General features: G+C 39.2%; 11 protein-coding genes. All 11 read right to left on the bottom strand.

Annotation, left to right across the window (positions count from 1 at the left end):
• The coding region (locus G588_RS23165) for a peptidyl-tRNA hydrolase (RefSeq protein WP_242830379.1) at window positions 1-965 on the bottom strand (965 nt) is incomplete at its 3' end.
• Between the two features lie 535 nt (window positions 966-1,500).
• On the bottom strand, window positions 1,501-2,466 hold the full coding sequence (locus G588_RS0114975; RefSeq protein ID WP_081644372.1) for an IS3 family transposase: 966 nt from the start codon (window positions 2,464-2,466) through the stop codon (window positions 1,501-1,503).
• Complete coding sequence (locus G588_RS0114980; protein ID WP_022779530.1) at window positions 2,463-3,152, bottom strand: transposase; 690 nt, start codon at window positions 3,150-3,152, stop codon at window positions 2,463-2,465. The genes G588_RS0114975 and G588_RS0114980 overlap by 4 nt, the downstream gene beginning before the upstream one ends.
• A 130-nt stretch (window positions 3,153-3,282) precedes the next feature.
• The gene (locus tag G588_RS20525) at window positions 3,283-3,594 is read right to left on the bottom strand and encodes a helix-turn-helix domain-containing protein (protein WP_022779531.1); all 312 of its coding nucleotides are present in this window, start codon (window positions 3,592-3,594) and stop codon (window positions 3,283-3,285) included.
• 96 nt (window positions 3,595-3,690) lie between these two features.
• Window positions 3,691-4,440, bottom strand: a complete 750-nt coding sequence (locus G588_RS0114990; RefSeq protein ID WP_022779532.1) for a DUF3226 domain-containing protein — start codon at window positions 4,438-4,440, stop codon at window positions 3,691-3,693.
• Window positions 4,437-5,561: an AAA family ATPase gene (locus G588_RS0114995; protein WP_022779533.1), complete on the bottom strand. Its 1,125-nt coding sequence runs from the start codon at window positions 5,559-5,561 to the stop codon at window positions 4,437-4,439. The genes G588_RS0114990 and G588_RS0114995 overlap by 4 nt, the downstream gene beginning before the upstream one ends.
• 1 nt (window position 5,562) lies before the next feature.
• Window positions 5,563-5,889 carry a helix-turn-helix domain-containing protein gene (locus G588_RS20530; RefSeq protein ID WP_022779534.1) on the bottom strand — a complete coding sequence of 109 codons (327 nt, stop codon included), beginning with the start codon at window positions 5,887-5,889 and terminating at the stop codon, window positions 5,563-5,565.
• Window positions 5,890-6,178: 289 nt separating this feature from the next.
• Window positions 6,179-10,558, bottom strand: a complete 4,380-nt coding sequence (locus tag G588_RS0115005) for a hypothetical protein (RefSeq protein WP_022779535.1) — start codon at window positions 10,556-10,558, stop codon at window positions 6,179-6,181.
• Window positions 10,542-11,249 (bottom strand): DUF6063 family protein, encoded by a 708-nt coding sequence (locus G588_RS0115010; RefSeq protein WP_022779536.1) that lies wholly within the window; start codon window positions 11,247-11,249, stop codon window positions 10,542-10,544. The genes G588_RS0115005 and G588_RS0115010 overlap by 17 nt, the downstream gene beginning before the upstream one ends.
• Window positions 11,246-12,793, bottom strand: coding sequence for a hypothetical protein (locus tag G588_RS0115015; RefSeq protein WP_022779537.1), 1,548 nt, complete (start codon window positions 12,791-12,793; stop codon window positions 11,246-11,248). Before G588_RS0115015 ends, G588_RS0115010 begins: the two co-directional genes overlap by 4 nt.
• Window positions 12,794-12,857: 64 nt before the next feature.
• On the bottom strand, window positions 12,858-13,886 hold the full coding sequence (locus G588_RS0115020) for a Wadjet anti-phage system protein JetD domain-containing protein (protein ID WP_022779538.1): 1,029 nt from the start codon (window positions 13,884-13,886) through the stop codon (window positions 12,858-12,860).
• Window positions 13,887-13,907: the final 21 nt, after the last annotated feature.

The following is a 13,907-nucleotide window of genomic DNA, read 5'->3' on the forward strand; positions in this document are numbered from 1 at the left end:
ATCTTTTCTACCCATAGATTTTTCATAAGCTTCTCCAACGGAATTGCAATTGCATAAAAATGATCACCACCCTGCTCATAGAATGATTTCATCACCTTATATGCCTTGTATAGGTAGTCTATATCTTTTTTCAATTGATATACTTCTATGAAAAGCAAACTCATCCACGGATAGTTATATAATCTCTGAAAATGATTGTCATATCCGTAATCATTGGCTACTAAAGAATGTTCATCATCATATAATTCCCTTTCCACATATGCTAGATACCGATTCAAACTATCCATCAGTTTTTCATCGTAAAATCTTTGCAAATAGGCCGCCATCAGCACACCCATTCCGACACGTTCACGTCCCCCGTTGTAATCATTCTCTGCCCGGTAATAGATATGTTTTTCTTTTGTATCATAGATTAAATATGCACCATCCAAAGGACAATTTTCTTTATGAAGCTGTTGTTTTTCCGCAATATATGTTACTCGATTTTTTATAAGCTCCAATTCAGTAAGACAATTATCTTTAATGAGGAAAAAATCTTCCCCTTCTGTCAGCCCTAACTCCTCCGCCATTGTTATAGCCTTCATCAGTTGGTTCCTATTCTTTGCCTCACATATTGTTTTGGTAAATATGCCAGCAAACCACTGCTCATAAACTTCTTTTTCTATAGAAAACTTGCATTCATAGCTTTCTACTTCATTTTCACAAAACTCATATTTTGTATGTTCTCCATCCTTAGCAGTTCTATATGTAAAGCTGTCCCTCCCTGCAGCTCTGGTCTGACGTGCAAGTTCAGCCAATTCCGCCCCAAAGAATATCTTAGGTATCTTTTCACCGGTTTTTAATTCTTTTCCATATACATTCACTATAGAATACTTCATTACAGGCTTTGCATTACAATTAATTGCCCATGAAATAAACGCCATGCTTGCATGACTAACCTGCGCTGCAAGCTTCCCGGGTGACATATTTAAATCCTTACGAGCAATTATCAATTGGCGCATTTCAATCTCCTAATCAATTCTCAAAACTACTCCTGTCAATATGCTTATGTTTATTATTTTATATATGAAAACTGATCGTGTCATTGAACTTGTCGTTCAAAATATGACCTAAGCAATGCCGGTTTCATTGCAAAAAAATGAAGACCCATAGGTTGAACAGGGGCCTGTCAAGTAGATAGGCTAAATAAACAAAATAAGTCAAGAAAAATGGTGATCACTTCATTAGAGGTGGTCACCATTTTAATACAAATATTTGTTGGGCATAAATGCAGTGACAGCTTCGACTGTCATTATTATCCTTGGTCTGCTTGGTGACTACTTTATCTGCCATGGAATAGCAGTCAACCCTGCGCTATGCGCACCGCAAAGCGGCTGTGGGGTTGACAGGTATTCCATGACAGATATTCTGTAGTCAAGCAGATCAAGGATCATTGTGCGCTTCAGCGCACTTTATTCAAGGGCAGAGGCGTTTAGCCTCTGGCTTCATTTCAGTTCATTGTTAAGCTGCCCATTTGGCTTTATATTTCTGGATACGCTTGTTTTCAGGAATGGGATAATCAGTAGGCTTATCTGTGAGCATGGCTTCATTTCGTACCTGGGCAGGTGTCTTTCCACCGAATCTTTCCTGCGGCCTTTCATTGGTATAAAAGTCCATGTATTTTGCTATTGCTTTTCTGAGTGACGCTTCATCGGTTATATCAAACATGCAGTACATTTCAGTCTTTATGATGCCCCAAAAGCCTTCAGTCGGTCCATTATCTATGCAATGTCCTACACGAGACATGGACTGTTCCATACCTTGTTTCTGAAGCTTCATTTTGAAGACCTTGCTGGTGTACTGGAATCCGCGATCCGAGTGAAAAAGTGGGGTGGCATCAGGATTCTCCGCTATTGCTTTGTCAAAGGTTTTGAATACAAGCGCATTGTCATTTCTGTTGCTGAGAACATAAGCTACCGGAGACCTGTCGTAGAGATCAAGAATGGCACTTAAATACAGCTTTTTATTAACCTCAGGGATCTTGAACTCAGTAACGTCAGTTGTCCATTTTTCATTAGGTTTGTCTGCATGAAAATCTCTTTTTAGAGTATTCTCTGCAACAGCCTCTGGAGTTGAAGACTGATATTGCTTTCTCTTGGCGCGTATAATTGCATGGACTCCGATGGCTTTCATGATTCGGTGTATACGCTTTACTCTATAATCAGTCCCATTAAAGTGGTTAATCCAGAGAGTCATACGCCTGTAACCAAGGATATGTCCAGAACGATCATCGTACTCTCGGATAAGCTCAGCAATTCTCTGATTTTCTAGTTCTTGCTCCGGAACTTCTCTATGAAGCCATTTGTAATAAGCTGCGTGCGATACACCCAGCCCTTTACACATCCAGTTTATGCTCCAATTATTCTCTTCATGTAAGCTTTGGATTGCCAGATACTTTGATTCCAGCCGAGTACGGCCAAGCCTCACATCCCTTCCAATTCCTTCACTTTTTTTAACAGTGTCACCAACATATCTTTTTCTTCAAGCTGCCGCTTCAACCTTTTATTCTCGCGGCGTAGACGTTCCAGTTCATCTACTTCATCATCATTTTTGTGATGTCCTCGCTTGTCAATAAGCGCATCTTCTCCATCCGCATCATATTTCCTTACCCAACTATAAACCTGTGTGTAGGAAACATCATATAAAGAAGCAGTCCCTTTGTAATCGCGATCATGCTCGATACAGTACTTGACGATTTCCTTTCGTTCTTCAATAGTGGTTTTTCTTCTAGCTTCTGCCATATAGACCTCCCGCTTAGGATTGTAGTCCTTAAGCTCTCTATTGGCATTATACATAGAAATCCATTTAGATAAAACAGACGTGGATTTTATGTTGTATTTTACACAAATATCCACTAAAGAACCTTCGCCAGAAAAATAATCTTCAACAGCGTTACTCTTTAATTGTGCTGAATAGCAACGATTTCCTGGAGATGATATAAAAGCCGAATCTCCGTGTTTAACATAGAATCTCACCCAGACTAAAATCTTTGACCAATGAGCCTCTTTGTTATAGTAAATATCGTATTTCTGACAGATATCTTCGAGTGCAAGTTTGCCCTCTAAGTAATCTTTACAAGCAGCTATTTTGATTTCGGCTGAATACTTGGCCATAAAAAATCCCCCTAAAGGAGACTTTGGATATTTCCATTGTCTACTTTAGGGGAATCATATCAGGTCCTCCTCCAGGCTCTGGCTTCTCAAGTATCCAGCCCCAAAACAATATATCCAACAGAGCAGATCATTATACATTTTCCCATAACAGCATTATATGTTTCTTAATATACCCTATAACAGGAAGAAGAGGACTCTCGTCCTCTTCTGTAATGTTATGAATAAGGATATCTTCAATATGACATCCAAACAGTATGCTAAGTCTTACAAGATTATCCGCATTTGGCAGGCACTGACCACGTTGCCACTTATATATGGCCTGCTCGGATTCCAGTCCAAGTGCATTTGCCAACTCGAATACCTTTATTTTCCTCTCCTGTCGTAATTGCTTTATACGTTCTCCGGTAGCCTGCATGTCTACAAAAACATTCATTATGTCCATGGTCGCCTCCTCTGTAAAAAGAATCTTCAACGCCATCCCGTCTGAATACAATAACACAACTATCAATAATAGAAAATAAACCGCCAGTTCAAATTTTTACGTAATTTGATTATCAATTGGTTTCTCCCTACCCAAGTAACTAAACGGCTCAAAAAGTGTTTTAAGAGACTCTGACTGAGCCCAATCAATCTTGGAGATAAATGTTCCAAAAGAACGCATTGCATTTTGTGGATCCCTGACACTAAAGAACGTTCCAACAGTGGCCTTGTTATATTTATTTGCATGGTTTAAATCCGGAACCATTTCTCTTTTTAAATCATCAATGAATCTAATCACCTCCCCGATAAGCCCTTTTTCTTCCGGGATATCCTCCAGTGCATCTATAATAACTCTTTCCAATGCACCGTTTTCGTTAGTTGGAATTATCAGTAAAAAAGTATTAACTAATTTATTTTGGCCAAATAAATCTATTATATGATTGCTTATCCATTCCCCTGATTTTGCTGTTACATTCTCAAGCGCCTTATTAACTCTTCTTCCTATCTTAGCATCATTATCTTCATCTCGATCGGTTACTACCATCAAAGATGCTATATCTTTTTCGACAATCATTGCGTTTATGCGATGTTTATCAATAAATGAAGCAAATTTGCCATTCCCTCCAACGCCGCATAATACAAGCTGGTTTTCTCCTTTTGACAAGCTTTCTATATGCTCATATTTATCAAGCTCAGTTATCCCCAGTGCATTACTATTCCTGTATTTCCATCCATATACATTCTGCATGAAATAGCTGATCAATTGAACATCAGACACGCCTTCTACAAGTACTAATTCTGTCATCATAAGCGCACCTCATATTCAAATACTTTTCTGTTTTCATACACATAGTTCCCTGTAACATTTCTGGCAACTATATTACTTTCCTTTCCATCTTTTGATTCAATTCTCTTAAGTGTAATAACCTTAATTGGATCCTCTTTCTCTTCCCTTTTATCATAATCACCATATTTTAATATCGCATCTATTGCTTCCACACTATGAGTTGCAATAAACAACTGGACATTCAGCTTATTTGCCAATGCAAATATTACAGGGAATAATATGTCGTAATATTTTTTATGAAGCCCTGTCTCAATTTCGTCAATCAACAATACTGAATCCATAGAATCAAAGAGCTTATTGAGAATATAAAGAATCTTTTTAATGCCATCACCGTATACTGAGAAAGGCATATTAGCCCCAGTCTCAGTTATAATGGTTTCAATAAAAGATCCATCATCCGCTTTGGTATAACAGATATCTGCAATTTTATTATCAAACTGTTTAAGAATATCAATTGCCAGCTTTTTGTATTCTGGATTCTCTACAATATTTTGCAAAAGGTCGTATCGAAGATGTCCAAATGAAGGGATGTACTGAATCTCTTTTTTTAAAGAGACACCAGGGAACCCTGTATCCAAAGATGTACATCTGATTTCCTGTTGGGAAACCTTTTTTCCTGTCTGAGCAACAATGTTTCCTGTGAATACTTTTGCCTTTTCCGGCAAAACAGCAGAATTCCTTTTATACTGCAGTTTTTCACGCTGAGACAAAATGGATAATTGAATAGCCTCATCACCAGAAATGCTATGTTCATTCCCACTAAGCTGAAATCGAAACATTCCACTACTGCTTTCTGCGGAAATATCAAATTCCAACTGATCAGAATTCTGTTCCATATTGAACATTTTTATAAATGAAATGTAAAAACTACTCTTATCGGGGCTAAGCACAGTTCTCTGATTAATAACACTTTTCAATGTTCCCAGTTGAGTATTGGCAAATAATAGCTGAAAAGCCTCCAGAAACGATGTCTTTCCACTGTTATTATCACCTACGACAAGGTTTATTTTTGAAAAATCCGAGACAGCTAATGCTTTTATTCCTCTGTAACCATTTATCTCTATAGAATCAATATGTGCCATATCAGTCCTCTTTTTCAATATTCTCAAAGCTTATAACTAATCTTGTATGTGTTGATGCTGCTATCTTTTGTAAGGTATCAATCCTTGGGGCTACCTTACCATTGAGTATCTTACTTATATTGGACTGAGACATTCCTGTTATTTCACACAAATCTTCCTGTGTAAAATTATTATCATCCAATACTCTTTGTATTTCTTCCGATATTCCATTTAGTACATCGCTTAATGAACTATTTATACCCTCTCCATGATCCTGCTCTTTCGTAGAAATTGGCTTATTCAGTTTATTTATCTGTTCAAATATCGCATCCATTTCGTTTTTGCTCACTATTTCGTCCTCCAATATGTTAAGTATAACATATTTTTGTTGATAACAGCAAATACTTGTTTTTAATGACATATCAATGTGCAATATTAAAATATGCTACAAATGACATATTTAGCGATAATATGTTATTTGTAACATATTGCCAAAATAACAAAAGTCCCACATTTCCGCAGGACTTTCATCATAACAAAGCTCTTTGGTATTAACTATTCCACCGTTAAAAAAAACTACATGAACAAATAGTTCAACCTACTTTTTATTAACATTTTGGCATCATTCTAATATCAGATTAGAAAAGACTCATCTGTCCGTTCATGATCTTATAGTAGCCATGCTCTATCCTCTCATTACCCTCATGCGTCATTATTTCGAAGTTTGAAAGGTTTTGTGCCTTTATAACAAGCTTGATAACGCAATCAAAGCAGCCGACAACATCACTCTTATTGATATCTGACAGGCAAATTAGCTGTACATTGAAGTGTTTTGCTATATCAAACATTGGCTTCAAAAGATGCGCTGAGGTTATTTTTCCAAAAGGATTATCAAGGATTAGCACACTCTTGACGTTTTTGCTGACAAGCCCTGCTGATGACCTAGTATAATTCATGAGTGTCAATACCACTGAGAAAAATACCACAAATTTCTCGGCACCGGAACTCTGTGTCAGTGTCTCCTCCCAGCCCTTGTATACAGAGTTTACACTGTTCATATCAATCTTATAGACCCTGATCTTTATGGATTCCTGGCGTATGTACTTATGAAGAAGCCTTTCACTTGAGACTAAAGCTCTGGCGCGCTTCTGGATCTGCTTTTCATCAGCGCCGCTTCGAAGGAGCTCTTTTATCTCATTAGCCCCCTGCTCAATCTCAGTCTTTATCGAAACCTTTGATGCTTCCTCAGATATCTCTTTTTCCTCAGGAAGATCCATCTTTACCATCTGGGTCTGAGGCTTGCCCGCAAAAATACGAGCCTTTGAACTGGCTGCTATCATGCGAAGGTCAAGATACATCCTCTTCCCCTGATTCATACACTGGTCTACAATGTCATTAAAGTCATTTTCAATCTCCCTTAGATCAGTCTCAATCCTGCTATTAATCTTCTCTATGGAAGCTGTCATTGTGCTGATGCTCTCGCTGACCGTATAGAGCCGGTCGCCCTTCATCTCAGAATCATCAAGCATCTCGCCGATGGCACCGAGCTTATTCACTATTTCAGAAAGAGCTATGTCCTTAAACTCTGCTACTGTTGTTCTTATGCTGCTCTTAAGCTTTTCTTTCTGATATAGGAAGGTTTTCTCTACATAGATTAGATTATTATGTATAGACTCCCACTGAGCATCCGGTTTTTCGGAAAGTGTAACAGTCTTTATTATGTCTCCAAACTGAATAGGCTTTAAGACATCTCCTACACGATCAAAGATTCTCTCCAGTGAACGTTTTTCCTGCTCAAATGAATCCTTCCTTTCGTTTAACTGCCGTATCTCCTGTTTGGCGGCCTTTACTCTGGCTTTGAAATCCTCTCCTATCTCATTTTGTGGAAGAGCTACACCGTCAAAATCTTCAAGTGCTTTCCCTGCTGCATCATATCTCTGCTTGGCAGATGCCTCTTTCACATTACATTCTCCAAATATGGACCTGGCATTCTCCATTTTCTCTGAAGCTGCTCTCACTGCATCCTTGGCATTTTTGAGGGCTTCAGGTGAAAAATGGACCGCTTCATATTCAGCCTTTTCACACTCATAATCACCAAGTTCTTTTTCATATTCAGCTTTGTCCTGCTGTGATTTATTAAGGCTGACTCTGAGATTATCCAGGCTTTCACTGAGACTCCCCAGAAGAGTCTGGTACTGAGAGTATAGTTCTTCCAATGATCCTTCAACGATTTCTGCTTCCTTTGCACTACCCGTATTCTCTAAAACTGTGCGGACGCGATCCAAGTGATCAGCCTGCTGCTTACGTTCATTTTCAAATGATGTCAGCTCATCCTGGCACTTAGCCACCTCATCACATGCTTTTTTATATGAGCTTTCTGAATTTTTCAGGATGACAGATGCTTCCTGCATTTTTGTATACCATTCATTTTCCTTGGTAAGCATTATGCTCAGTTCAGCAAATGACTCAATCCACATGGTGAGCTCCCTCAAACGCTTTTCTTCATGATTCAGGTCATCCTTAAGGGCATCAATCTTTTCCTTTATCCTTTCCTGTTCTTCTTCCAGTTCTTTCCTTCTACCCTCCAAAGAAAATATTTTCTCCTGTAGCTCGGCAATAGCTTTTTCCTGTAAAGAGCTCCAGTCCTCAGAATAATCAAACTTTTCTACGAGCTTCTTCTCTTCCTCACTGTCCCGCAGCCTTTCGTTAAGACGCTGCAAATTTTCCTCTTTGACTCTTATTTCATCTTCCAATCTGCCATAATAACCTGATCTGTCAGCAAAATATTCTTTGTCATAAGCAGCTAGGTGAGAAGCACTTTCCATGTCCCCTGACATAAGAGAATTCACCTGTTCCATAGTAAAAAGCGGAACAGAGGCAGGAAGCCACTCCACATTCCCCGCAGCCAGAAGCTTTTCCATATCTTTTTCATTATTGAAAAGAAGTGAAAATGCAAATTCCGGGTGTCGCTCCATAATATCCCTGGCTTTTTCCTGCGTAATGGCACCATTTTCCATAAGACCTGTAATGTATTCTTCACCGGTCTGACACCACACTCCTGTGGACATCACATATTTCATGATATCCGGCAGAATATGAACATGACCTTCTTTCGCGGCCTTAAGCCTTTCTTCCAAAGACTGCTTGTCCTGCCCATGCTTTCTGATCTTTGCGCCGGTCATTTCTATTTCTTCCTGCAGTACACTTTTTAGACGACCGGAAAAAATAGTGCTATTTTCAAGGCTATATTTGCTGCAGATATGTATAAGTGAATCCAATAGTGTTCTGTATTCTGAAAGCGCATCCTCAGCAACTTTCTTCTCTTCTGACAACCTGCCAAGTTTAAGCTTTACATCAGCCAGTTCATCAGGGATTTCATTTTTCCTGTCATCCATAGCCTTTATTTCATTTTGGATTTTTGCTATGGAGACGGCAGTTTGCTCACGATTAGCATCCTGCTTAATCCGCACATCTTCTATATCTTTTTCAGAGTAGAATCCGTCCAGCATTCTTACCGCTTCAATTTTTAATGTCTTAACTTTGGTATCAGTATTATCTTTTGAAGCATTCAGATTGGCAGTAAACTGCGAATGTTTCTCCTTCGCATCGTTCCTTAGCTTTTCAGCCTTTGCCATTTCTGCCCTACTATCACACAGCTCATCATTTTTACTCCGAATCTGATTATCCTTCTGATCGATACTCTGTGACAGGGCTTCACTTTCACTTTTGGCCTTCAGCTGGCAAGAGTATTTCAGCCTTGCTACAGTTTCCGCATCCTCTGAATCGTTCTCTTTTTCCTCAATAAGCTTCTTATATGTTGTTATCTGGCTGTCGGCTTCTAAAATCTGCCTGTAGAGCCTTGCTGATTGCAGTATATCTTCATCATGCTTTTTTACTTTAGTTTCTTCCCTTGCCTGATCAAGGGCTTCTTTTGCATCCGAAAGAGCATTAGCAGCTACCTCATATTCACCACTAGCATCGTAGTATTCTTTTGATTTTTCCTCATGTTCTATATGCATGATCTTGGAATCTAAACTCTGGATCTCATTTACAGTTCCAAATATACTCTCATCTATGGTTCCAATCTTCCTGCCAATGGAAGCCTTAAAACCGCAGACCTCACCTATACTATCCGATAATTCTTCCCCCGCATTATAAAGATCGTCGCTCACCTTACCAAGATCCGACAATTCTTCAATCAATCTTCTATTTGTATCTCTTTCCCTGATGACAGCTTCTTTTTCTGAGATTCTCTTTGCATAATTGATAAGCATGGTTTCAAGAGAGGAATCCGTCCCGCTTGAAGCCACACTTTTCATTTTATTCTCGATTGCCGGAATAAAGAATTTGGCGATCAGTTTGTCTGAAGTTTTTGCGTCATCAAAATACTGGTTCAGTCCACCTTCATCCTTGTTGAGAGCCTCTATTACCGTTTCCCACTCAGATCTGTAAATACCATATTCGGAAAGCTCTTTCGTCCATTTAGTACTTTCATCGGATGAATAAACTTCCAGAATACCTCTGCTGGCCTTAGCCTTTTCCCTTACATAGGCAAAAGATGCAGGTACATACTTCCCGTTCTCATTTTTGGAAAGCTCCAAAGCCGCTATACTGTAGGAAGAATAACTGTTTTCATAAACAGTCTTAAAGGTATAGTACCTGATGCTATTTCCCCTCAGGCTCTCATCAGTGTTCTCGCTGGCACTTCCGGCTATGGCAATACCTGTCAGAAGTTTGTCATCACTTCCGTCCAGATTCCATTCTATAAGTACAAAAGAATGATCTCCTGGGCGGCCAAAATAATCCTCAATATGTCTTCCGCCTGCCATGGCTCTTGGATGCACAGGCTGCATCATAAGCTGTACCAGAACCGTCTTTCCTCCACCATTATTCAGGTTAAACAGCGAATTAAGCGCCTCCCCCTTATCTGATGAAAGATCATATAATTCATCAGGGATAAAACGGTTGCCATCATTATAGTTAAAGTTTACAATCCTGATCTTATTTATCTGCGGCATGTTTGTCCCCCTCAATCCATGAGTTTATCATCTGAACACGCTCTTTCCTGAGAACATATGGCATAAGATCCTTTGTTTTCTTTGTAGGAGTCACTCTTCCATCATCGCCCTCTACAAAAAGATCATCTGCCCGAAGCTTAAGAATGATTTTATTTACAACACCATAACGGTCATCTACCCTTCTGCTTGCAGGATCCCCTTCCTTTTTACCAAGCCAGTCTTCTGCCAGCATAAAAAAGCTATCACTGAAATCTTCCGTCTTATCCTCGCCATCTACGCCCTTTTGTGTCACGTTGATACAGTGTTCTGTAAAATCCTTTATCAGGTCTTCCTTTGTGATAAATTCCCTGACAAGAGCATCTGAATCTTCTCCCTTAAAAAAAGTATACAGCACAAAAATAGCAAGATAATTGAGCAAATACAGATCCCTTGTCCTAACATCACTACCGGCCTTGATATCAGACCTGTAATCAATATTGTTTTTTAGAAAAAGATCATTATCCTGGGTCGGTACCATGTAAATCCGATTCTGTGCAGGAATTATTTCAAACCCAAGCTCAGCACCCATCTGATCCAGTTCGTCTCTTGCTTCAGGATCCTCTACAAATCCCCATAATACGCTGTTATCATCACGATCTATCCAGCCTTTTTTCATAAGCTCATGATAGAGCTTAAGCGCACTTTTATTCATCGTTCTACCTCAACTGTAAAATTAGTCATTTCTATTGTCACCTGCGTTTCCCCATCATCCACAGTAAACTCGCATTTCTGATCAGATGTAGAAAATGTTATTTTCTTCATGTTCAGATAATTCTGTGGCATATTGCTAAGAACCCAGAGAAGGTCGAACTCGCCAAGTGGTTCTTTAGCAAACAAACTCTCATCGCCATGGAGCGCCTCAAAATCAATCTCTCTTTTCTGATATATGGTCATAAGTGTATTAGGAAGAGCACTTTCCTTATTCCATTTCATAAGTTCATCCATTGAAAGCGTCCTTATGAACTTCTTTATCTCAAAAGAGCTTTCTTTCTGAAGAAATGCAAAAAACGCTGTGCATATTTCCATGTATATTTCGTTTCTTTTCCTGCCCAGTTCCTCAGCTTTTATGTCAGCATCATCTATGCTGAGCCCCTTGTCTTCTTCCTCATTACTTATGGTTCCGCAGGCTGCATAGAAGTTTTCTATACTGAATTTCTTATCAAACTCCGGACTGAGTAGCGGCTCCATGATTGTATATACTGCATCCCCCAGTCCATCTCCCATTTTTCGGAGTTTCACCATAATGTCCTGCTCAAAGTTCATACGTTCAAAGCTTTTTATAACAAAGCTGTCCCGCAGCATCTGCTTATAGCTTTCCGAAACAGAGCTTTTGGCATTAATAAGGGACCGCTGCTCCAATATGGTAATATCCAGATTCTTATTGATTTCATTAAGAGATTTCAGATTTTTCCTGGCTTCTTCAGTATCAGCACCATTATCAAGTGCGCTCCTTATGGCCTCTGCCTCCTTGCGGGCATTCTTCTGAATCTCTTCCAGTTCCTTCTGCTCATCATACATAAGGTTTCTGAACTGGCCCACTATTCTCTCGTACTCATCAACTGTTATCTTTGCAATGTTTTCCCGGCATCGCATTATGAAATCATCCATGCTGTGACTCATGTTTCGGAGCCTTGCAACCAGCTCCCTGCTCTGGGAAAGTGCCTCGGAATAATTCTTACGCTTCATGTATTCCTGCATCTTAAAGCGGGTTACAGAATAATCCAGTTCAGACTCTATTTCTTTTGATCTGTAAAGGAAGTCAAAAACATCATCTGTCAGATGATAAGAACCCTTTTCCTCATTGACAAGGCGGATTGGCATCTTCTTAAAGCTTTCCGAATCCGCGTAAAATGTATTGTATTCAATGAGCTTCCCGTTATTCTGAAGAACATTTACTACAATGAAACTGGCAAGTTTATAAGTGTCAATTTCATATTCTTCAGGTACAATCTGGATTATGCTGTCAAGAAATCCGGCAATGTCCTTAAGTGTGCAAGACTGTCTGTCACTCAAAGTACGCTCCTTGATATACAAAAGAACAGCAACCACAAGATTATTTATATAATCGTAATCTCCACCGAACATCTTCTTTATATCATCCGGATAGCTTGTAATAGTGATACTCCTGACGATATCAATAAACTTCATTCTGTTCTGAAAATCCGAAAGCATCTCTTTTATGTCAGAACGAAGCATCAATCTTCACCTCCATTTCATTACGGATACAGTCTCTCATCAGCTCGTGCCTCGCTGTGGTCGACTAGCAACCTTCTTTCAAATACTTGTATGATATTATCTCCTGTGGAATAAGCTTATTATTATCAAATATGTCCGTTAGGAAGTTCCGTTCATCATCGGAGAACTCATTGATAAGATCATCAAAACACATGCCCTGTTTCTTGGAAGACGGACTATCCTCCAGTTCTGTATCCCTTGCTCTTTCTATCATTTTTCTATATCCGGGCACAAACAAAGATATATCAAGCCTGTCGTTGGCATCTTTTGTTCTTCTGAATATGTCAAAGCCTTCTCTGTCAATATCTCCCCAGTACAGGAACTTCACATCAGGATCACCCATGAATTTAACATACTCTTCAAGAGCTCCCGTTCTGTCAGAAACCTTATTTCCTTCGCCATAAACAACTCCGTCAATTGCTACTCCAAACAGACTTCTTACACCATCCTCAAACATACGCCTTCGGATGTTGAACCATATATCCTTGTTCTCGCAGATAAGAAGTGCCATGTGATCTTTCCTGACTGGAATATAATCATGAAAACAATATTCCGGCGTGTCATAGAATCCCAGTTCTGACTCAGTAATCTGCAGCTTCCGCAAAAGCGTTTTCACTATACTGTCATCAAGAGTTTTTTCATGTCCAAATATCTCAAAGGAACGCTCTTTTCTGGATATAAAAGTCACATCTTTATCACCAAACAAATATGCACTAAGGCATTCAATAACAGCCCTATTCTTTTGAAATTCCAAAGGATTTGCAGATAAATACCCACTCCTTAGCAGTAGTGGATGCAACTTTCTTATTTCGTCTATGGTTTCATTATCAGCTTCCTCTTTTACCAAGATCCTGTATTTCTTGTATAGTGGATAGCTAATATTGCCGTTTTTGCCGGAATTCTTAACCGGTTCAATATACCCCAGTTCGCATACTTCCTGTATCCTTGTATATAAATTCCTAACATCTGATGAAACCGTATTAGTGACAGAAGACAGTTCTTCAAGTGTTATAGTCCTTTTCCCAAATCTCTGAAGTTTTGCCTTGATATCCATGCTTTACCGACCTTTACTCAC

It is taken from the genome of Butyrivibrio sp. AE3009 (assembly GCF_000420845.1).
Taxonomy (GTDB): Bacteria; Bacillota; Clostridia; order Lachnospirales; family Lachnospiraceae; genus Butyrivibrio.